Genomic DNA, 20281 nt, shown 5'->3' with positions numbered 1-20281 from the left:
AAGGGTCGTTCGAGACCAGGACGTTGATAGGCTGGGTGTGGAAGTGCAGTAATGCATTAAGCTAACCAGTACTAATTGCCCGTACGGCTTGTCCCTATAACCTTAGCAGGTACAGAGGATAAGACGGTACAACGTTGCGTGTGTGTTGATACAACCAGTCATTACCCAATCTTTGCTTCTTCCAGATTCAGGCTTTGTCGCTCCACAGAGGACAAACGCCAGTACAAGTTATGCCTGATGACCATAGCAAGTTGGTCCCACCCCTTCCCATCCCGAACAGGACCGTGAAACAACTTTGCGCCGATGATAGTGCTGCAACCAGTGTGAAAGTAGGTTATCGTCAGGCTTGTTATTCGAAAAAACCCCTTCCGGTGATCCGGTTGGGGTTTTTTTACGTCCAATGATTTTATGCATGGCATCGATCGCGTGCTAGCTTGAAAGGAATATCTTGTCTGCTGTGCATACACTGGAGCAATTACGCGCCGGCCAACTGGCCGGCCTGCGCCGTCTGAAGCTGTCCTGCGGCTTGACGGCATTCCCTCGCGAAATCTTCGACCTCGCCGACAGCCTGGAAATCCTCGACCTGTCCGGCAATGCGCTTGCCACGCTTCCCGACGATTTGCCACGCCTGCACAAGCTGCGCATCATTTTTTGCTCGGACAACCTGTTCACCAGCTTGCCGGCCGTGCTCGGTTCCTGTCCTGCGCTGGAAATGATCGGTTTCAAGGCGAACCGGATACGCCACGTGCCGGCCGCAGCCTTGCCATCCAGGCTGCGCTGGCTGACCCTGACCGACAATGCCATCGAAGCCTTGCCGGAGGAGCTGGGCAAGTGCGGACTGTTGCAGAAACTCATGCTGGCGGGAAATTGCCTGGACAGCTTGCCCGCTTCCTTGGCGAACTGCCGCCGGCTGGAACTGGTGCGCATCGCCGCCAACCGTTTCACGGCGCTGCCCGACTGTCTGCTGTCCCTGCCATGCCTGGGCTGGCTGGCGTATGCGGGCAATCCCTTCACGGAAGCGCGGGAACTGGCGGCCCTGGCCGGTTCAGCCGCAGTGGGCGTGGCGTGGCAGCGCCTGGTATTGGCGCAGCAGTTGGGCGAGGGGGCATCGGGCGTGATTTACCGTGCCCGCCTGGATGGCGCCGATGAGGTCGCCGTCAAGGTGTTCAAGGGGGCCATGACCAGCGATGGCTTGCCGCGCAGTGAAATGGCCGCATGCGTCGGCGCCGGTGCCCATCCGAGCCTGATTCCCATCCTCGGGACGCTCGATGCACATCCGCAAGGAGCGCTGGGACTCGTCATGCCGCTCGTTGACGCGGCCTTCCGCAACCTGGCCGGGCCGCCGAGCCTGGAGTCGTGTACGCGCGATGTGTATGCCGATGGCGCGCGCTTTGATTTTCCGCAAACGCTGGCCATTGCGCATGGCATCGCCTCGGCCGTGCGGCAGTTGCATGCGCACGGTATCGCGCACGGCGACCTGTATGCCCACAATATCCTGCATGCGGATGCCGGCGCCTGCCTGTTGGGCGACTTTGGTGCGGCGTCCATGTTTGTTCCCGGCTCTCCGCAAGGGGACTTGCTGCAGGGCATAGAGGCACGTGCCTTTGGCGTGCTACTGGGCGAGCTGATCGCCCATTGTGCGACGCCTTTGCCCGCCTTGCATGCTTTGCAAGAAACTTGCTTGCAGGAAGAAATATTGCGGCGGCCAAGGTTCGAGGCGATCGAACTGGCATTGCGGGACATGCTCCCCGCATAAAAAAATGGCGCAGCCTTCGCAGGCTGCGCCATTTTTATTTCAGGCTGACAAGATTCAGCTTGCTACCAGAATTTCTTTTTCCGGCAGGGCGATCTGGTTGTCGACGCTGAACTGGTAATCCTTGAAGACGTGTTCGGCCGTCAGGATCTGGTATTCGCCGTTGTCGAGCTTATGCGTGGTGTCCTTCAGGCGGTAGGTGTAGTGGCCGCAGGTCCAGCAGTTGAAGTTGCGCATGTGCGTGCACAGGCAAGTCTTGTCCATCACGACGACGGTTTTTTGCTCCGGATGGGCCGCCACTTCGCGGTTGTACGAGTTGATGTACGCGCAGTTGCCCGTCGCGTCGAGCAGGTAGCCATACGATTCGCAGCCTGGACGGATGCCGGCGCCGATGGCGGGCGTGTTCTTCAGCATACGCATCGGGTAGCCCGTCGGCGAGACGCCATTGACGATGATGTCTTCTTCCGAGGCCTTGTAGTATTCCTGCTTGACCTTGTTTGGCAAGCCGCATTCCTTGGTGACGGTAAAGCGCGTCGCCACTTGCACGCCAGCCGCGCCCGCTTCCAGGAAGGAAACGGCATCGCTGCCCGTGAAGATGCCGCCAGCGGCGATCAGCGGGATATCCAGCTGTTCGGCCTTCAGGTAGGCCAGCAGTTCCGCCGTGATCGTGTGCAGGTCGTAATTGGCCCAGTCCATGCCGAAGCCCAGATGGCCGCCGGCCAATGGGCCCTCGACGATGATGAAGTCGGGCAAACGGTCCAGCTTGGCGTTCTTGCGCAGGAAAATCTGCAAGGCGCGTACGGACGAGACGATGATGCCCAGCTTGGCATCACGGAAACGCGGATGGTCGGCCATCAAGGCGAACGAACCGAAGTGCAAGCCGGCCGACAGGGTGATGCCGTCGATACCCGCATCCAGCGCCGCATTCAGTCGCACGCGCAAGGTTTCGCGGGGGCCGTTCATCGTCAGTTTTTCCATGCAATTGACGAAGATCAAGCCATCGCCTTTTTTTGCTTCCATGGTGCGGCCGATATGCAGGCGCTGCGCTTCCGCCAGGCGGCCCAGGTCGAACTGCACCACGGCCTTGTCGCTGTTATTGATGTTGAACTTGTACAGTTTCGTCTTGTCTTTGACGAAGGTGGTGTCGAAACGGCGATCCGACACGTCTTCCACCATGGCATCGGAGATATGGCCGATACCGTTCAGCCGGGCCGCTTCCAGGGCCAGCTCCGACGTGGAAATATCCACACCCATTCCGCCTATCATGATGGGCACATATTCTTTTTTGCCAAATCGCAGGCGGAAATCATCAACACGTTTCATTGCTATCCTTAGACTACCGTGGTTATCACTGAGCCAGATGTACGGTCAAGCCCGCTGCCGGTCAGGCGCGCGGGCGCATGTAGCTGTGCGCAGCTTCAATTCTACCCCAAGCGCGCAGGCGCTCCGAGGCAGCTTTTGCCGCCATGCCGGTGCAAGCGCAGGCCGCAGCGTGCGCATCATCGAAATTAATCGCGGAAATTGTTAAATTCCAGCGGCATGTCGGGCACGTCCTTGCGCAGCATGGCCATGGCCGCCTGCAGGTCGTCGCGCTTGGCGCCCGTGACGCGTACGGCTTCGCCCTGGATGCTCGCTTGCACTTTCATCTTGCTGTCCTTGATGACGCGCACGATTTTCTTGGCATCATCCGATTCGATGCCATTCTTGATCTTGATGATCTGCTTGACCTTGTCGCCGCCGATCTTCTTGATGTCGCCTTCGTCGAGGAAGCGCACATCGACCTTGCGTTTGGTCAATTTGTTGGTCAGCACGTCGCGCACCTGGCTGAGCTGGAATTCCGAGTCCGCGAACGCGGTCAACTCGTTTTCCTTGTGTTCGACGCGGGCGTCGCTGCCCTTGAAGTCGAAGCGGGCCGTGATTTCCTTGTTGGATTGCTCGACTGCATTCTTGACTTCGATCATATCGGCTTCGGAGACTACATCAAATGACGGCATGGTCTGTTCCTTTTCTTGTTAAAGCGAGCGCACGCTCGGCGCGCTGGGCCTTGGCGGCTGATTCTGCGCCATGGGACGGCCCTGTTAAAGATGCGACATTTTAACGGACAACGGGCAAGTCGCCCTTGTCCTGAGGTGGTTTTTTGTCGCTTTCGCTCTATAATCGAGCAAAATTTCCCGATCCCATGTCTGCAGAGCTCACCATCGAACACAATTACTCCCTCCAGCGCCTGAATACCTTCGGCATCGCGGCCAATGCGGCCGCCTACGTACGCATCACCTCGCAGGCCGAATTGCACGCCGCACTGCAAGATCCCGCCCTGTCCGCCATGCCGCGCCTGATACTGGGCGGCGGCAGCAACATCGTGCTGACGGGCGACTTTCCCGGCGCCGTGCTGCACATGGCCACGCGCGGCATGCGCCTGGCGCAGGCGGATTTCGAGACGATACTCGTCACTGCCGCAGCCGGCGAAAACTGGCACGATTTCGTGCAGTGGACCCTGGCGCAAGGCGTGGGCGGGCTGGAAAACCTGTCCCTGATTCCCGGCACGGTGGGCGCGGCGCCTATCCAGAATATTGGCGCGTATGGCGTTGAAATCAAGGATTATCTGCACAGCGTGAGCGTCATGCACAGTGGCAGCGGCATCGTCTTCGACATGGACCGCGATGCCTGCCGTTTCGCTTACCGCGACAGTATCTTCAAGCAGGCGGACGGCCGCGAACTGATCGTGCTGGAAGTCACGTTTGCCTTGCCGGCCGAGTGGCAGCCGAACTTGCGCTATGCGGAACTGGCGCAGGCCGTGGCCGAGCGCAATATTGCCGAGCCGACGCCCCAACAGGTGGCCGACACGGTGATGGCGATCCGCCGGCGAAAATTGCCGGACCCGGCCGTCATAGGCAATGCGGGCAGCTTCTTCAAGAATCCCGTGGTGTCACGAGAGCAATGTCTTGCCTTGTTGGAACGTTTCCCCACCTTGGTACACCATGCGCAGCCCGATGGTACGGAAAAGCTGGCGGCAGGGTGGCTGATCGATCAGTGCGGCTGGAAGGGGAAAAACCTGGGGCCCGCGGGAGTGTATCCCAAGCAGGCGCTGGTTCTGGTGAATAATGGCGGCGCTCGTGGCGCGGACATTACCCGGCTGGCGGCAGCGATACAGGATGATGTAGAGGCGAAATATGGTGTGCGCCTGTCGCCCGAGCCTGTGTTTGTCTAAATAGTCAATCCGCGCTTGAAAAAATGTTCAGGGCAACGCAGCCATGGACGTTTTTTCTGCGTGAATCAGCCGAAGTGGCAGACGTAATCTACGGTTTCGATAGTTTCAATGTCAAAATAGCTATTGCCCGGTACCTTGAATTGCGTGCCCGCGCCATAGCTGTTCCACTCTGTCGCATCGGCCAGGCGTATCTTGCACAGGCCGCTGACGATTTCCATGATTTCCGGCGCGCCCGTGTTGAAGCGCAACGATGACGCGAAAATCACGCCCACGCTTTTCTTCGTGCCATCGGCCAGGATGACGTTGTGCGAGACGCATTTGCCGTCAAAGTAGATATTCGACTTCTTGACGACGCTAACATTGTCCAGTTGTGTGCTCATGCTTCACTTTCCTTGCTGTTAAAAATCAGTCCTGGACGTCAGCGGCGCTCAGCACGCTGTTGCGTCCGCCGCGCTTGGCCGCGTACAGGGCCTGGTCGGCGCGGTTGATCAATTGCTCGACCGTCGAGTCCGGCGAGGGCACGATGGTGGCCACGCCGATCGAGATGGTGACGATGCCCGTGCTTGCCGCTGGATTTTCGATCTGCAAGCCTTCCAGGTGGCGCCGGCACGCTTCGGCGATCAGCAGGGCCCCTGCAGCCTCCGTTTCCGGCAGGATCAGGGCGAACTCTTCGCCGCCGTAGCGGGCGGCCAGGTCGGCCGGGCGCTTCAAATGTTCCGTCAGCACGGCGGCGACTTTTTTCAGGCACAGGTCGCCCGCCAGGTGGCCAAAGTGGTCGTTATAGCTTTTGAAATGGTCGATATCGCAAAACAGCAAGCTCAACGGCGTCTTGTCGCGCTGGCCACGCTGCCATTCGAATTGCAAGGTTTCATCGAAGCGGCGGCGGTTGGCGATGCCCGTCAAGCCATCGAGGGCGGCGAGTTTCTGTAATTCAATATTCGCGTCGGCCAGGTTCTTTTGACTTTCTCGCAGGAAACGAAAAGCCTGGTCGCGCTGCAGGCGGCTGATGTGGGCTGCCGAGTGGTAGCGTATGCGCGCCAGCAGCTCCAGGCGGTCCGGCAGTTTCACCACATAGTCGTTGGCGCCGACGGAAAAGCTGTGCGCCTTCAGTTTCGGGTCATCCTTGGCCGACATCACGATCACCGGCACGTGCGCGAGCGCCGCGTTTTCGCGGTACAGCTGGATCAGGGCGAAGCCGTCGATGCCTGGCATCACGAGGTCTTGCAGGATGACGGTCGGTTGCAAACGCAGCGCCGTGTCCAGCGCCTGCGTGGCGTCGGTCACGTAATGAAATTCGATATCCTGCTGGTCGCTGAGCATGCGCCGTACTGCCTCGGCAATGATCAACTGGTCGTCCACCAGCAGCACGCTGACCTTGAATTCGGTCAATGCGGGCTCATGCTGGCTGAAACTGGAGGAGAATTCTGGCATTGCATTCTTTTCAGATGTTAGGGGAGGGCTCCCACCCATTGTTGAGTTTGGCGCCCAGGCGGCTGCGCAGGCTGGCGCCTATTCTATCCAAGGGCAGGATGTGCTGCGCCGCATCGAGTTCGGCCGCCGCGCGCGGCATGCCGTACACGGCACTGCTGGCCTGGTCTTGTGCGATGGTCGTCTTGCCGGCGCGGCGCATGGCCAGCAAGCCATCGCCGCCGTCACGTCCCATGCCTGTGAGCAATACACCGATGGCGTCGCCGCGCCAGTGCTGCGCCACGCAGTTGAAGAAGACATCGACGGACGGGCGGTAAACATACTCGCGTGGTGCTGCATCGTAACCCAAACGATAATTTTGATCTAGCAGCAAGTGATCATTGGTTTTGGCGATCAGTACCGTGCCGGACACTAGTTCATCGCCTTCGACGATCACGCGCGCGGGCATGCTGAGCTGGTCATCGAGCCATTTGGCGAAGTGCGAGGCGAAGGTTTCATCGATATGCTGCACCACCACGATGGCGCAGCCGGGCGGCGCCGTCCAGCCGGACAGCACCTTGGCCACGGCCGAAGGGCCGCCCGTCGAGGCGCCGATGGCCACCAGCGTGGTGACTTGCCCGTCGGCCCGTTCGCCGCCATTGCCGTTCGCCTGGCGCGGCGGCGGCGTTTCGGCGCTGTGGCGTATCAGCTTGCCGATGGTCTTGATCTTGGCCAGCAGTTCGCTGTCGCCGCCCACTTGTCCCTGCAGCACGGGGGTGGCCGTGACGTCGAGCGCACCCGCGCCCAGCGCGCGGAAGACCTGGTTGACATTGTCTTGCGGGCGTCCCGTGACCACCAGGATGGCGCACGGGCTTTGCTCCATGATCAGGCGCGTCGCCTCGACGCCATCCATCTCCGGCATGTTCAGGTCCATCAGGATCAGGTCGGGACGGTTGCCCTCGCACATGCGCACGGCTTCGAGCCCCGTGCGGGCGATCCACAGTACCTGGTGTTCCTGCGTGCTGGCCACCACGCGGCGCAGGGCCTCGGCGGCCATGGCGACATCGTTGGCAATGGCAATTTTCATGAAGTACAACTCATAAGCGGGCATCTCCTATCAGGTCGGCCACCGCGTCGAGCAAGGTCTCGTCGTGGAAGCTGCCTTTGGTCAGGTAATAGTCGGCGCCGGCGGACAGGCCGCGCGCGCGGTCTTCCGGGCGGTCCTTGTACGAGACGATCATCACCGGCAGCTTGTGCAGGTGCAAGTCCTTCTTGATCAGCGAAACCAGCTCGATGCCGTCCATGCGCGGCATGTCGACGTCGGTGATCACCAGGTCGTATTCGCCGCTGCGCACGACGTTCCAGCCGTCGATGCCGTCGATGGCCACGTCGACTTCGAAGCCGCGCGCCAGCAGCAGCTTGCGCTCCATTTCGCGCACCGTCAGCGAATCGTCGACGACGAGGATGCGCTTGGCGCGGCGCTGCTGCGCATGGCCCGCCTGCGCCAGCTGGTGCAGGCCGCCCTCGTGCAGCAGCTTGTCGATCGACAGCAGCAGGTCGGGCACGTCGAGGATCAGCACCGGCTCGCCGTCATCGAGCAGGGCGGCGGCGGAAATGTCGCGCATCTTGCCGAAGATCGGATCGATGGCTTGCACCGCCAGGCTTTGCTCGCCGCGGATGGCGTCGACCACCAGGGCATAGCTTTGCTTGCCGCGCCCGATCACCACCACCGGCAAGTCCTCGGCCTGGTTCGCCGCTTCGCCCAGCTCCAGCACCTGCGCCGCCGAGACCAGGCCCAGATGCTCGCCCTTGAGTTCGAAGAACTGCTTGTTTTCCAGGGTATGGATGGCCGCTTGCGGCACGCGCACCACGCTTTCCACCTTGACGATGGGGATGGCGTAGGCTTCGCCCTGGATGTCGATCACCAGCGCGCGCACGATCGATTGCGTCAGCGGCAGGGTGATGAGGGCGCGGAAACCCCGGCCCGGCTCCGATTCCAGGCGCACGGTGCCGTTTTGCTGGCGTATCGTCTCGTGCACGATGTCGAGGCCCACGCCGCGTCCGGACAATTGATTGGCCGTCGCCTTCAGGCTGAAGGCGGGCAAGAACAAAAATTCTAGCAGCTCGCCCGGCGACAGCGCGGCGGCCATGGCGGGGCTGGCCATCTTGCGCTCGATGACGGACTGGCGGATCTTTTCCAGGTCGACGCCGCGCCCGTCGTCGCTGATTTCGATGCTCAGCATGCCGGCGCGGTGGCGCGCTTCCATGCGTATCGTGCCCAGCGCTTCCTTGCCCGCGTCGATGCGCTCGTACGGGCCTTCCATGCCATGGTCGATGGCATTGCGCAGCATGTGGTTCAGCGGGCTTTCGATCTTCGCCAGGATATCGCGGTCGACCAGGGTGTCTTCGCCTTCGATCTCCAGCTGCACTTCCTTGCCCAGGCTGCGCGCCAGGTCGCGCACCATGCGCGGGAAGGCGTGGATGCCGTCGCGGAAAGGGCGCATGCGCAGCGCCAGCACTTCGTCGACCATGCCTTGCGAGACGGCCAGCAAGCGCCGCTCATAGGTTTCGATGTCGGCGATGTGTTCGAGCATGAACTGCTTCAGGGGCTGGGTCTTTTGCAGCGCCAGCAGGGATTTTTCCATCAGGCCCGCGTCGCCCGAGCGGGCAATGGCTTCGTGCAGGTGCTCGATGGCGGAAAACAGGCTGCTCTGGTTGCGCTTGAAGCGCTGCAAGGCACCGATGAACGGGTGCATCTGGTGCGCATTGATGCGCGATTCGCTGGCCAGCGACAGCAGTTTGTCGAAATTCTGCGCCTGGGCCTTGGCCGGTGCGGCACCTGTACGCGGCGCGGGCGCGGCAGCTTCTGTCGCTTCCGCTTCCGCGTCCTCTCCCGCCAGGCCGCTGGCCACGGGAGCCTGTGGCGCCGCCGCTGCCGGCGCTGGCACGGGCGCCGGGGGCAGGGCAGGCAATTCGGGCAGGTCGGCGATGTCGGCGATGGCGTTCAGGGTCTGGTCGATCTGCGCCGCATTGGCGGCCAGCCACGCTTCGGCGCCCGCGTCGTCCAGGCGCGACAGCTGCACGATCAGGTCGACGCCCGACAGCAGCACGTCGACCCGCTCCGGCGTGAGTTTCAGGCGGCCGTGCTGGGCGGCGACAAAGCTGTCTTCCATGCCGTGCGCCAGCTGCACCACCACTTGCAGGCCGACGATGGCGGCGGCGCCCTTGATCGAGTGCGCCGCGCGCATCATCGCTTCGACGGCGGCCGCATCGCCCGCATGGCGCTCCATGGCCAGCAAGCCGTCGGTGAGGATCTGGGTCTGGCTGTCCGCCTCCATGCGGAACAGGTCCAGCATGGAAAAGGCACTCAGGTCGCCGTGCTGGTCCTGGCTCATCGTAATAGTCTCGCAAGTTGAAAGCCGATCAGCGCCGTGTCGAGGCAGCCGATGCGCATGTCGCCCTCGGTGATGACGCCGGACAGATAGCGCGACAGGCCCTTGTTGATGGTGGCCGCCGGCGCTTGCACGGTGCTCGATGCATAGCGCACGATGCCGTGCAGGTCGGCCACGGGCAGCGCGTAAGCCTGTTCTTCCCAGCGCATCAGCAGCAGGCGCGCAAAGGTGTGGCGGCCGCGCGCCGCCGGCGCGCCCTGTTCGTCGATGCCCAGCAAGTGTGCCAGCGACATGCACGGATACAGCTTGCCGCCGATATTGACGATGCCCGCCAGGCCGCGCCCGCCGCGGTGTGGCAGCACGTGCGGCTTGGCCTGCGGCGCCACGGAGTCGAACACGCGCGTGGGCAGCGCCAGCCATTCGCGGCCGATGCGAAATACCAGCGCAGAGCTGTCGCGCACTTCGCCGCCCGCATCGATCTGGCGGAAGTGGCTGGCCCAGTCGCGCTGGTAGTGTTCATCCACGGGCCGCTGCAGGTTGCGCTGGGCGGCGCCCGCATACACGTCGCAGTTACGGCAATGTACGTTGGCCGGCAGCCTGGGGCAGCTCTGGTCGCCGACCACGCCGATATGGTTCCAGCAGTCGTCGATGGCGTCGGGGGACTCGGTGGCGATGAGGTTGGTCATGCTTGCCCCTTAGTTGGACGCCTGGCGGCGCTGGTAGATGCGCGCCGCGCGCGCCTTCAGGGTGGCGGCGGCCGTGTGGTTGCCATTGCGTTCGGCCAGCAGCGACAGGTGGCACAGCGCCTCGTAATGGTCGGGCTGCAGGTAGATGCAGCGGCGCCAGTAATCGTCGGCCAGGTCCATCTTGCCGGCCAGTTCATTGATGATGCCCAGCATGAAATACGCTTCCGCTGCCTCGGGCACGCGCGCCAGGTGGGCGTGGCATTTTTCGCCCGCTTCGCGCAACTGGCCACGGTCGGCCAGCAGGCGCGCCTCGGCCAGCAAATCGGCTTGCGCGGCCGGCGCCGGCGACGGCACGGACACGGGGCGCGTGCGCGGCGCTGTCGCGGCGGCAGGGGCGGCTGCGGCGGCGCGCCTTGGCGCGGGCGGCACGCTGCGCAGGGGGCGCGCGGCCGGCAGCGGCGCCACCTGCACGGGGCTGGCCGGCGCCGCCGTTTCCTTCTTCAGGGCGAAGGCCTGGCGGAACTGCAGCGGCGCAAAGCCGTTCTGGCAGAACGACGGCACTTCCGCATAGCCGGCCAGCAGCATGCCGTCGTCGGCCAGCAGGGCGGACAGGTTGTGGATGGCCGCGCGCGTGGTCGGTTTGTCGAAGTAAATCAAGAGGTTGCGGCAAAAGATGACGTCGTAATGGCGGCTGTAGGTGGCGGTATCGAATTGCAGCAGATTGCCCTGCCTGAAGGTGACTTGCTCGCGCAAGGAGTCGATGATGCGGTAGGCGTCGTCGGCCACGTGCGTGAAATAGCGCTCGCGGAAGGCCACGTCCTGCGCGCGGAAGGCGTTGCGGCCATACACGCCGGCCTGCGCCCGCTCGATGCAGCCGGGGCTCAGGTCATACGCGTCGATGCTGAACGCCTGTTTCGGCACGCCGCCGTCGCGCAGCGCCATGGCCATCGAATACGGTTCCTCGCCGCCCGCGCACGGGATCGACAGGATGCGCGTGGCGCGCCCCCGCGCCCAGCGTTCCTGCACCAGTTCGACGGTGGCGTAGAACGCCTGCGGGTCGCGGAACAGCCACGATTCCGGCACCACCACCAGCTCGATCAATTGCGTCATTTCGGCCGGCGTGAGCGCTTGCAGATAGGCTTCGCTGTCGGTAAAACCCGTTTGCTCCATGCGCTGGCCGACGGCCCGTTCGGCCACGGCTTTGGAGACGGACAGGCCGGTCGCGCGGCGCAGGAGGGCTTGGGCCGTCATGCCGCGCCCGTGTCTTGAAACAGCAGCGCGCGCACGTCCGGCGGCAGCAGGTGTTCGAGTTCCACCAGCTGCACGATGCCGTCGGCGTCGCTGGCCACCTGACCCAGGAACGGCGCCGTCGCCACGCCGCTATCCTCGAGCTTGTCCGCCGCGATGTCGGCGATGCCGCGCACCTGCGTGGCCAGCAAGCCCAGCGCATGCGTGGCGCCGCCAGGCGCGCGGTAGTCGACGATGACGATGCGCGTGTCGAATTGCGCGGCGGCGGCAGGCAGCCCGGCCAGGCGCGACAGGTCGATCACGGGCACGGGCGTGCCGTGCAAGTCCATCAGGCCGGCCACGTAGTCTGGCGTGAGCGGCAACTGTTTGAGCTCCAGCAGCGGCAAGACGCGCACGATGCCGGCCAGGGGCAGGCCATAGCGGTCGCGTCCGATGTGAAAGAGCAGCACTTTCATGGGATCAGATGGTGACGGCGAAGGTCGACACGCTCGACTGCAGGTCGCCCGCCGCATATTGCAACTGGTGCACCGCTTCGCTGGTGGCCTTCAGCGACTCCACCGTCTGTTGCGTGGCGTCGTTGAGCTGCATCATGGTGTCGGAAATTTGCGACGCGCCGATCGCCTGCGACTGCATGCCTTGCAGCACGGCATCGAATTGCGGCGTGAGTTTTTGCACCTGGTCCATCACGGACGACAATTGTTCCGCCACTTGGCGTACCTCGCCCACGCTGCGGCGAATTTCTTCCGAGAATTTATCCATGCCCATCACGCTGGCGGACACGGCCGACTGCATTTCCTTGAGCATTTGCTCGATATCCCAGGTGGAGACGGACGTCTGGTCGGCCAGGCGGCGGATTTCCGTCGCCACGACGGAAAAGCCGCGGCCCGCTTCGCCCGCTTTTTCCGCCTCGATGGCGGCGTTCAGCGACAGGATGTTGGTCTGGTCGGCTACTTTCGTGATGGTGATCAGTACGCTATTGATATTGCTGGCTTTTTCCGACAGGGCCGCCAGCTTGGCGTTGATGGAATCGGTGGCCGAGACCATGTGCTGCATGGTCGAATCCATGCGCTTGAGGTTGTTTTGCGCTTCGGCCGTGGCATTCGTCGTGTAGTCGGCCACGGCGGTGGCGTCTTCCATGGTTTTCAGCAACTGGCTCGTGTTGGCCGAGATTTCCTTGGTGGTGCTGAGAATTTCCACGCTGGTTTGCGCTTGCTCAATACCCGTGGCTTCCTGCTGGCGCGCCGAGGCGGCGATTTCCGTGGCGGAGGTCGTCACCTGGATGCCGGCCTTTTGCACATTGTTGAGCAGGCTGCGCAGGTTTTCAAACATCTTCGCCAGGCCGTTGCCCAGCTGGCCGATGGCGTCGTTGCCCGTGATGCCGACCTTGCCCGTCAGGTCGCCCGAGGCCGCCTTCGACACCACTTCCAGCAGGGAATCGACCTTGGCGCGCAGGCTATTCGTGGCGGCCAGTTCATTGGCCTGGTTGTCCTGGATGGTTTGCGCCATGCGGTTGAACTCTTCCGTCACCTTGCCCAGCTCGTCGCGCGAAATGATGGCGGCGCGTGCGCCTTGCTCGCCGCCGGCGATGCGCCCGACGGCGTCCGTCAGGCTGTTCAGCGGGCCGAGGATGGCCTTGGCCAGGATGAAGGAAATGCCCAGCGCCAGCACCACGCACAGCACGCCGCCCAGCGCCAAGGTCAGCAGCATGGTTTCCTGCAGGCGACTTGACGTGGCCGTGCGCTCGGCCAGCAAGCGGTTTTCTTCGGCGGCGGCTTCGTCGAGCAGTTTGTTGGCTTGCACGATGCCGGGCGAGCCGGCCGGCGGAAGCAGGCGCGCCACCGTTTCCGTGGCGCCCGGCGCATTGCCCAGCGCGCGGCGTTTCTCGATCAGGGGGGTGATCCACTCCTTGACCCAGGTGCTGCTCAGCTGGTCGATCTTGCGGAAGCGTTCCGATTGCACCTTGTTGTCCACCGTCATGCTGATGGCTTTTTGCGTGTGCTGGCTCAGCACCCCTGTTTCATCGGTTTCCGGCGTCAGCGAAGCTTCGTTGCCGGTCAGGATGAAACCGCGCGCTTCCACCTGGATTTGCAGGATGGAATTGTGAATCTTGTCGATCTCGACCAGCACTTCCATCGTGTGCCGGTCCCATGCATTGGCTTCCGACAGCCGCGAAAAGCTGTTGTAGGCCACGCCCAGCAAGATCAGGATGATGGCCACGATGGAGCCGAAGCCCAGGTACAGTTTATTCTTGATACTCAGGTCTTTGAACATGGGAGGGCTCCGGAAGCAGGAAGGTCAGCACAATTGCACTGTAGCATTTTGCCATGAGGACAGCAAAATGGGGGCGATCTGGGTACGCGCGGGGCGGTAAATCGCTGCCGAGTGCGTTTCAAACGTAAAAAAGCCGCCCGGAGGCGGCTTTTGGCGGGTGCGGGAGGTAGTGCCTCCCAGTAACTAATTACTTCTGGCCGCGCTTTTCGCGGGCGATGGCGGCGATGCGCATGCGCAAGGCGTTCAGCTTGATGAAGCCGCCGGCGTCGGCCTGGTTGTAGGCGCCGCCGTCTTCGTCGAAGGTGGCGATGTTCATGTCGAACAGCGAATCGGTCTTCGAATCGCGCGACACGACGATGACATTGCCCTTGTACAGCTTGATGCGTACCCAGCCGTTCACGGTTTCCTGCGTGTGGTCGATCAGGGTCTGCAGGGCAACGCGCTCGGGCGCCCACCAGTAGCCGTTGTAGATCATCGACGCGTAGCGCGGCATCAGGTCATCTTTCAGATGGGCAACTTCGCGGTCCAGGGTGATCGATTCGATGGCGCGGTGGGCTTTCAGCATGATAGTGCCGCCCGGGGTTTCATAGCAGCCGCGCGACTTCATGCCGACGTAGCGGTTTTCCACCAGGTCCAGGCGTCCCACGCCATGCTTGCCGCCAACTTTGTTCAGTTCGGCCAGCACGGTGGCAGGCGACATGCGCACGCCGTTGATGGCGACGATATCGCCTTTTTCGTATTCGATGTCCAGGTATTCCGCTTCGTCCGGCGCTTTTTCAGGGCTGACGGTCCAGCGCCACATGGTTTCTTCCGCTTCGGCGCTCGGGTTTTCCAGGTGGCGGCCTTCAAAGCTGATGTGCAGCAAGTTGGCATCCATCGAATACGGCGCGCCGCCGTTCTTGTGCTTCATGTCGATTTCGATGCCGGCGTCTTCCGCGTACTTCAGCAGTTTTTCGCGCGACAGCAGATCCCACTCGCGCCATGGGGCGATGATTTTCACGCCTGGCTTCAGCGCGTAGGCGCCCAGCTCGAAACGCACCTGGTCGTTGCCCTTGCCGGTCGCGCCGTGCGAGATGGCGTCGGCGCCGGTGGCGTTGGCGATTTCGATCAGGCGCTTGGCGATCAGCGGACGGGCGATCGAGGTGCCCAGCAGGTATTCGCCTTCATACACGGTGTTGGCGCGGAACATCGGGAAGACGAAATCGCGCACGAATTCTTCGCGGACATCTTCGATATGGATGTTTTCCGGCTTGATGCCGAACTTGATGGCCTTGGCGCGCGCCGGTTCCAGTTCTTCGCCCTGGCCCAGGTCGGCCGTGAAGGTGACGATTTCGCACTGGTAGTTATCTTGCAGCCATTTCAGGATGACGGAGGTGTCGAGTCCGCCGGAATAGGCCAGGACTACTTTTTTAATGTCGCTCATATTGCTTCCAGTTGTCGTTGTCGATGTATGTATTGCGATACTGCCAGGAGTTATGCAGTGCCTGGCGAATTAGTTGATTTTACCGAGTAACAGGTATTCGATCAGCGCTTTTTGCACGTGCAAGCGGTTTTCCGCCTCGTCCCACACCACCGATTGCGGGCCGTCGATCACTTCGGCGGCCACTTCCTCGCCGCGGTGGGCGGGTAGGCAGTGCATGAACAGGGCGTCGGGCGCGGCGCGGGCCATCTTCGCGCCATCGACGATCCAGCCGTCGAAGGCGGCGATGCGGGCCGCGTTTTCCGCTTCGTAACCCATGCTGGTCCACACGTCCGTGTTGACCAGGTGCGCGCCTTCGCAGGCGTCCGATGGATTGGCGAAGAAGGTGTAGCGCTCGGTCTTGACTTGCGCCAGGTCAATGTCGTAACCCTTCGGCGTCGACACGTTCACATGGAAGCCGAACACTTCGGCCGCTTGCAGCCACGAGTACAGCATGTTGTTGGCGTCGCCGATCCAGGCGACCACCTTGCCGGCGATCGAGCCGCGGTGTTCGATGTAGGTGAAGATGTCGGCAAAGACCTGGCACGGGTGGTGTTCATTGGTCAGGCCATTGATCACCGGCACGCGCGAATTGGCGGCGAAGCGCTCGATGATTTCCTGGCCGAACGTGCGCACCATGATGATGTCGCACATGCGCGACATGACCTGGCCCGCGTCTTCCACCGGCTCGCCGCGGCCCAGCTGGGAATCGCGCGTGTTCAGGTAGATGGCGGCGCCGCCCAGCTGGTGCATGCCGGCTTCGAACGACAGGCGCGTGCGGGTCGAGTTCTTTTCAAAGACCATCACCAGGGTGCGGTCGATCAGTGGATGGTAGATTTCGTAGTTCTTGAACTTGCGCTTGATCAGATGGGCGCGTTCGATCACATATTCGTACTCTTCCAACGTGAAATCGGAGAACTGGAGGTAGTGCTTGATCGGTTTTTTTGTCGACATAATGACCACTTGAAGATGCGCAGGCCGCCGGCGGCGTGCCTTTCCCGCCGGGTTGCATCAGCGTACAACATCTCGTCTGATGACTGCCTCGCCCGGCGCGCTGCTGTGTTGATCGGTGCCAGCGCGACGCCTGTCGCGCGGTACGATGCGGTTTGCCAAGTTGAAAATAATGCAATGGCAAGTACTTCAGCCGTTCAATTATAAGGGTTTTGCTTTTAGATTGGAAAGACTGCCCGGGCGCGTACTTGTATAGGCAAGCCTGCGCCCGGGCAACGGGGCGGTGGATTAATAGATGCTGGCGGGCGCGGCGCCGTCCAGCTGGGGCGCCACCAGCGGCAAGTCCAGGGTGAAGCGCGTGCCGGCGGGGCTGCTGGCCACCTGGATGGTGCCGCCCAGCAGGGCCGTGACGATGTTGTAGCTGATCGACAAACCCAGGCCGCTGCCGCCCTGGCCCAGCTTGGTAGTAAAGAAGGGGTCGAAGATGCGCGACAAATGCTGTTCCGCGATGCCGCCGCCATTGTCTTCGAAGACGATCCGCACGCGCGCCGCGTCCGCCGTGGCGGACAGGCGCATGCAGCCCGTGCCGACGCCGCCATCGTTGGGCGCGGGGGCGAAGGCGTGCAGCAGGGCATTGTTGATCAGATTGGTGACCACCTGGCCGAACGGGCCGGGATAGCTGTCCATGGCGATGCCGAAGGCTATCTCCATTTCGATGCGGTGGCCCGAACTGCGGATGCGGTTCATGACGGTGGCGATGATTTCATTGCTGACTTGTTGCAAGTCAAAGCGGCGCCGCTGCTCGGTGGTGCGGTCGACGGCCACCTGCTTGAAGCTGTTGACCAGGTCGGCCGCGCTGCGCAGGCCGCGCATCACCAGCGCCGACGCCTTGCCCGCATCGTCGATGAAGGCGGCCAGGTCGGAGCGGCGCAGGCCGGGACCGTTCATCAGGCGTTCCACGTCTTCCGTCTTTTGCTGCATGGTGCTGGCGATCAACAGACTGTTGCCGATCGGGGTATTCAGTTCATGCGCCACGCCGGCCATCAGCGAACCGAGGGCGGCCAGTTTTTCCTGCGATACCAGTTGCGCCTGGGCATCTTGCAATTGCCGGTAGGCGCTGGCGTTGTCGAGCGCGATGGCGCCATACGCGCACAGGGTACGGAAGATCAGCCGCTCGCGTTCGCCGTATGCGTTGGCGTGGCAGGCCTGCACCGTCATCACGCCGAGCACGCGCTCGCCCACCATCAGCGGCACGTACAGCACGCTCTGGTTATGCAGGGTGCCGGGCACCGTGTAGGCGTGGCGGCGCGGCGGTACCTGGTCGATATACACTTCGCGCCGGCCCAGCAGACAGCGCACGGAGTAGGCGCGTGGATTGCTCAGTGGAATGGCGTTGTCGGACAGGGGCCGGCCCGCCTCCATGCCATGCGCGCGGCGCAGCGCCGTGCCTGCGGCGTCGAGCATGTAGACGGCGAAGGTGTTGACTGGCAGCAAGGCATGCACGTGGCGGTCGAGCACCTGGAACACGGCGCTGGCGTCGAGGTGGGTGGTGATTTCCTGGCCGATGGCCGACAGCCGTTCCAGGGTGTCGCTGGTCTGCTGCAATACTTCGGCGCGGCGCGCTTCGGAAGCGGCCAGTTCGCGGTGGTGATAGCCTTCCGAGCGCGCATGTTCCGTCTGGTGGTAGACCTGCATGGCCGTGGCGCGGTTGCTCGCTTGCTGGGTGTGGCTTTTTTCGCGCGCCATGCCCGCATCGAGGGCGATATCGTAGGCGCGCGCATAATCGCCCGCATGCGCGTATTCGCGCGCCAGTGCATCGAGCAGCTCGCCGGGCGGCGAATAGCCTTCGATGGAAGCTGCCACCTGTAGCGCCTGGTGCAGGAAATGCAGGGCGGGATTGCGTTCCAGCATGTCTGCGGGCGGCGGCAACTCATGGCGCGCATGCAACATCGACAAGACGCGCAGCGCCGCCACCTGGTGCATGGCGTCGCCCTGCGCGGTGGCCAGCTGGCAAGCCCGCTCGGCCGCCTGCAGCGCTTCGTCCGGGCGGTCCAGATAGGACAGCGCGTGGGCGCTGCCGCGCTGCGCCATGCTGCGGAAATCGGCCTGGCCCAGCGCTTCGGCGCGTTGCGCCAGCCGGCTGAAGGCGTCGAGCGCCGTGTCGTAGTCGCCCTTGTCCAGGCTCAGTTCGCCCAGGTGGAACAGGGCGTTGGCATAGGTGCGCGCGCCAGCCACGGGCGCCAGGATGAGCAGCGCCTGGCGCAGCAAGTTTTCGGCCGCGGCCAGGCGGCCCAGCTTGCGCATGGTTTCGGCCGTATGCGTCTGGCAAGCGCCGATGCTGCGCGGCCAGCCGGTGGGGCGCGCCAGGTCCAGCGCGCACTGCATCCACTCCAGGGCCGATTCGTTGTCGTTGAGGCTGGCGAAACAGTCGCCGATATTGATGGCGGCCGTGATGGCGCCGCGCAGCTGGCCGCTTTCCAGCGCCGCCTCGTAGCTTTGCATGTAGTGGCCGGCGGCCGCGCCCAGGTCGCGCGAGGTGTGCGCCAGCAAGCCGCGGAAGTCATGCACCCAGGCGGCCAGCGGCGCGGGCAGCTTGCCGCTGGCGCTGTCGGCCTGGAAATGACTGCCCCAGCGCGCCTGTGCGGCTGGCGCATCGCGCAGCACGGCCCAGCGCGCCGTGGCCGCGTCGGCCAGGCTGGCGCGCATCGCATCGCCGGCGCCGCGCGCTTGTTCGGCCGCGGCCAGCAGTTCCGCATCGCAGCGGGCATGGTCGCCCCGGTCGACGGCAATCGAGGACAACAGCCAGTGGGCGTCGGCGCAGGCGGCGCCGTCGCCATGCGCGCACAGGATGGCGTGCGCCGCCATGGCCAGGCTTTCGGCCGCATCGAGCGTGCCTTGCAGCCAAGTCACTTCCGCCTGCACCAGTTGCAAACGTGCCTGCGCGAGCGCCAGGGCGGGGGGCGGCAGCTGGGCCTGGGGCAGCAAGGCTGCCGCTTCGGCCGCATGGTGCAGCGCCTGTGCGCAGTTGCGCTGGCGCAAATGCCATGCCAGCAGCATCAGCAAGGGCAGGCGCTCCAGGGCGCGCAATGGCCGCAGTGTATCTTCCCACTGTGCAATGTCATGTTCGAGTGCGAACATTTCCATCCGAAATCTCCCGCAAGGCGATGGTGTTGGCCAGCGGCCAGTGACACCTTATTGGATCGCATTGTAAGCTGCATCGGATGCAGTTGTTTGGTCGACTCGACAGTATTTTTTTATGCCCGCCCTTTCAGGCTGCGCAAAGCAGGCGGGGCGTGCACCAGCCCCTGCCGGCTGATGCACATGGGCAGCCTGGCACGGCTTGCGGGCCGTTTGCCGTGCTGTACCGTGCCGCGTGTGCTAGCGGCCGGCGAAGTGCACGGTGCTGGCCATTTCGCCAGCCTTGGCGACGGCGCCCGGAATATTGTTCAGTCCGGTAATGGCGATGACGTCGCCATCGTTGCGAAATTCCATGCGGGTGCCGCTGGCCGTTTCAAAGACGCCAGGCGCGCGGCCGAACAGCTCCACTTCGGGCTGCCCCTTGATTTGCGTGAAATAGCGGTTGACTTGCTGGCGCAGCAGCAAGGTATCGCCCGTGTCGAGCTTGTAGCTGTTGCCGTATTGGCTGAATTCCTGCGGGGCCAGTTTATACACCTTGCCGGAGACCTGGACCTTGTCCTGTTCGCCGATTTCCAGCGCGCTGGCGCTGAGGCAAGACAGGCCGAGGACGAGTGCGGCGCTACCGAGGGCGAGGGTACGCGAGAACGATGCTTTCATGATTTTACCTTGTGATCGAGATGCTGGTTGGAGTTAGACCAATGTTGTCTCCAGCAGGTTCGCTGGCGGGGACAATGCCAAGGTAGCAAGCGGGCCGGCGCCATGCCAGCG

General features: G+C 63.0%; 16 protein-coding genes and 2 rRNA genes. 4 read left to right on the top strand and 14 right to left on the bottom strand.

The window, feature by feature from the left end:
* From O0881_RS16470 to O0881_RS16460, 3 genes are all read left to right on the top strand, one after another.
* Positions 1-96, top strand: a 23S ribosomal RNA gene (locus tag O0881_RS16470); the annotation flags it as partial.
* Positions 97-233: 137 nt separating this feature from the next.
* A 5S ribosomal RNA gene (rrf, locus tag O0881_RS16465) occupies positions 234-346 on the top strand.
* A 111-nt stretch (positions 347-457) separates the two neighbouring features.
* Positions 458-1756, top strand: a complete 1299-nt coding sequence (locus tag O0881_RS16460; protein WP_289912246.1) for a leucine-rich repeat-containing protein kinase family protein — start codon at positions 458-460, stop codon at positions 1754-1756.
* A 54-nt stretch (positions 1757-1810) separates the two neighbouring features.
* On the opposite strand, the gene O0881_RS16455 is transcribed toward O0881_RS16460, so the two are convergent.
* Together O0881_RS16455 and O0881_RS16450 are read right to left on the bottom strand one after the other, a co-directional pair.
* Positions 1811-3076, bottom strand: coding sequence for a nitronate monooxygenase (locus O0881_RS16455; protein WP_070277935.1), 1266 nt, complete (start codon positions 3074-3076; stop codon positions 1811-1813).
* Positions 3077-3261: 185 nt separating this feature from the next.
* Positions 3262-3747 carry a YajQ family cyclic di-GMP-binding protein gene (locus O0881_RS16450; protein WP_289912219.1) on the bottom strand — a complete coding sequence of 162 codons (486 nt, stop codon included), beginning with the start codon at positions 3745-3747 and terminating at the stop codon, positions 3262-3264.
* Positions 3748-3932: 185 nt separating this feature from the next.
* Here O0881_RS16450 and murB point away from each other — a divergent pair, with 185 nt between their 5' ends.
* Positions 3933-4961, top strand: coding sequence for a UDP-N-acetylmuramate dehydrogenase (murB, locus tag O0881_RS16445; protein ID WP_289912218.1), 1029 nt, complete (start codon positions 3933-3935; stop codon positions 4959-4961).
* 65 nt (positions 4962-5026) lie between these two features.
* Here the strand turns inward: murB and O0881_RS16440 are convergent, their stop codons facing one another.
* The 12 genes from O0881_RS16440 to O0881_RS16385 form a co-directional block, all read right to left on the bottom strand.
* Entirely contained in the window at positions 5027-5341 is a 315-nt protein-coding gene (locus O0881_RS16440; RefSeq protein ID WP_289912217.1) for a pyrimidine/purine nucleoside phosphorylase, read from the bottom strand.
* Between the two features lie 25 nt (positions 5342-5366).
* Positions 5367-6392 carry a diguanylate cyclase gene (locus O0881_RS16435; protein ID WP_099665024.1) on the bottom strand — a complete coding sequence of 342 codons (1026 nt, stop codon included), beginning with the start codon at positions 6390-6392 and terminating at the stop codon, positions 5367-5369.
* 10 nt (positions 6393-6402) lie between these two features.
* On the bottom strand, positions 6403-7455 hold the full coding sequence (gene cheB, locus O0881_RS16430) for a chemotaxis-specific protein-glutamate methyltransferase CheB (protein WP_099668186.1): 1053 nt from the start codon (positions 7453-7455) through the stop codon (positions 6403-6405).
* Between the two features lie 10 nt (positions 7456-7465).
* Complete coding sequence (locus O0881_RS16425) at positions 7466-9763, bottom strand: hybrid sensor histidine kinase/response regulator (protein WP_289912216.1); 2298 nt, start codon at positions 9761-9763, stop codon at positions 7466-7468.
* Positions 9760-10446, bottom strand: coding sequence for a chemotaxis protein CheW (locus O0881_RS16420; RefSeq protein ID WP_099665022.1), 687 nt, complete (start codon positions 10444-10446; stop codon positions 9760-9762). The genes O0881_RS16425 and O0881_RS16420 overlap by 4 nt, the downstream gene beginning before the upstream one ends.
* A 9-nt stretch (positions 10447-10455) precedes the next feature.
* Complete coding sequence (locus tag O0881_RS16415) at positions 10456-11697, bottom strand: protein-glutamate O-methyltransferase CheR (RefSeq protein ID WP_289912215.1); 1242 nt, start codon at positions 11695-11697, stop codon at positions 10456-10458.
* Entirely contained in the window at positions 11694-12149 is a 456-nt protein-coding gene (locus O0881_RS16410; RefSeq protein ID WP_289912214.1) for a chemotaxis protein CheW, read from the bottom strand. Before O0881_RS16410 ends, O0881_RS16415 begins: the two co-directional genes overlap by 4 nt.
* A gap of 4 nt (positions 12150-12153) precedes the next feature.
* Positions 12154-13965, bottom strand: coding sequence for a methyl-accepting chemotaxis protein (locus tag O0881_RS16405; protein WP_289912213.1), 1812 nt, complete (start codon positions 13963-13965; stop codon positions 12154-12156).
* A gap of 187 nt (positions 13966-14152) precedes the next feature.
* A complete protein-coding gene (locus O0881_RS16400) occupies positions 14153-15388 on the bottom strand; it encodes an argininosuccinate synthase (RefSeq protein ID WP_034759383.1) in 1236 nt (411 codons plus the stop codon).
* Positions 15389-15457: 69 nt separating this feature from the next.
* Positions 15458-16378, bottom strand: coding sequence for an ornithine carbamoyltransferase (argF, locus tag O0881_RS16395; RefSeq protein WP_077401165.1), 921 nt, complete (start codon positions 16376-16378; stop codon positions 15458-15460).
* 285 nt (positions 16379-16663) lie between these two features.
* On the bottom strand, positions 16664-19513 hold the full coding sequence (locus O0881_RS16390; protein ID WP_289912212.1) for an ATP-binding protein: 2850 nt from the start codon (positions 19511-19513) through the stop codon (positions 16664-16666).
* A 240-nt stretch (positions 19514-19753) separates the two neighbouring features.
* Positions 19754-20170 (bottom strand): hypothetical protein, encoded by a 417-nt coding sequence (locus tag O0881_RS16385; protein WP_289912211.1) that lies wholly within the window; start codon positions 20168-20170, stop codon positions 19754-19756.
* Between the last annotated feature and the right edge of the window lie 111 nt (positions 20171-20281).

Source organism: Janthinobacterium sp. SUN100 (assembly GCF_030397705.1).
GTDB classification, from domain to species: domain Bacteria; phylum Pseudomonadota; class Gammaproteobacteria; order Burkholderiales; family Burkholderiaceae_D; genus Janthinobacterium; species Janthinobacterium kumbetense.
This window is presented reverse-complemented; position numbering and strand designations above follow the sequence as displayed.

Excerpts from the sequence above, each read along its gene's own strand:
- O0881_RS16405 (WP_289912213.1), bottom strand. The coding sequence starts at position 13,965 with ATGTTCAAAGACCTGAGTATCAAGAATAAACTGTACCTGGGCTTCGGC.
- O0881_RS16390 (WP_289912212.1), bottom strand. The coding sequence starts at position 19,513 with ATGTTCGCACTCGAACATGACATTGCACAGTGGGAAGATACACTGCGG.
- O0881_RS16385 (WP_289912211.1), bottom strand. The coding sequence starts at position 20,170 with ATGAAAGCATCGTTCTCGCGTACCCTCGCCCTCGGTAGCGCCGCACTC.
- O0881_RS16435 (WP_099665024.1), bottom strand. The coding sequence starts at position 6,392 with ATGCCAGAATTCTCCTCCAGTTTCAGCCAGCATGAGCCCGCATTGACC.
- O0881_RS16440 (WP_289912217.1), bottom strand. The coding sequence starts at position 5,341 with ATGAGCACACAACTGGACAATGTTAGCGTCGTCAAGAAGTCGAATATC.
- cheB (WP_099668186.1), bottom strand. The coding sequence starts at position 7,455 with ATGAAAATTGCCATTGCCAACGATGTCGCCATGGCCGCCGAGGCCCTG.
- argF (WP_077401165.1), bottom strand. The coding sequence starts at position 16,378 with ATGTCGACAAAAAAACCGATCAAGCACTACCTCCAGTTCTCCGATTTC.
- O0881_RS16420 (WP_099665022.1), bottom strand. The coding sequence starts at position 10,446 with ATGACCAACCTCATCGCCACCGAGTCCCCCGACGCCATCGACGACTGC.
- murB (WP_289912218.1), top strand. The coding sequence starts at position 3,933 with ATGTCTGCAGAGCTCACCATCGAACACAATTACTCCCTCCAGCGCCTG.
- O0881_RS16455 (WP_070277935.1), bottom strand. The coding sequence starts at position 3,076 with ATGAAACGTGTTGATGATTTCCGCCTGCGATTTGGCAAAAAAGAATAT.
- O0881_RS16410 (WP_289912214.1), bottom strand. The coding sequence starts at position 12,149 with ATGAAAGTGCTGCTCTTTCACATCGGACGCGACCGCTATGGCCTGCCC.
- O0881_RS16400 (WP_034759383.1), bottom strand. The coding sequence starts at position 15,388 with ATGAGCGACATTAAAAAAGTAGTCCTGGCCTATTCCGGCGGACTCGAC.
- O0881_RS16425 (WP_289912216.1), bottom strand. The coding sequence starts at position 9,763 with ATGAGCCAGGACCAGCACGGCGACCTGAGTGCCTTTTCCATGCTGGAC.
- O0881_RS16415 (WP_289912215.1), bottom strand. The coding sequence starts at position 11,697 with ATGACGGCCCAAGCCCTCCTGCGCCGCGCGACCGGCCTGTCCGTCTCC.
- O0881_RS16450 (WP_289912219.1), bottom strand. The coding sequence starts at position 3,747 with ATGCCGTCATTTGATGTAGTCTCCGAAGCCGATATGATCGAAGTCAAG.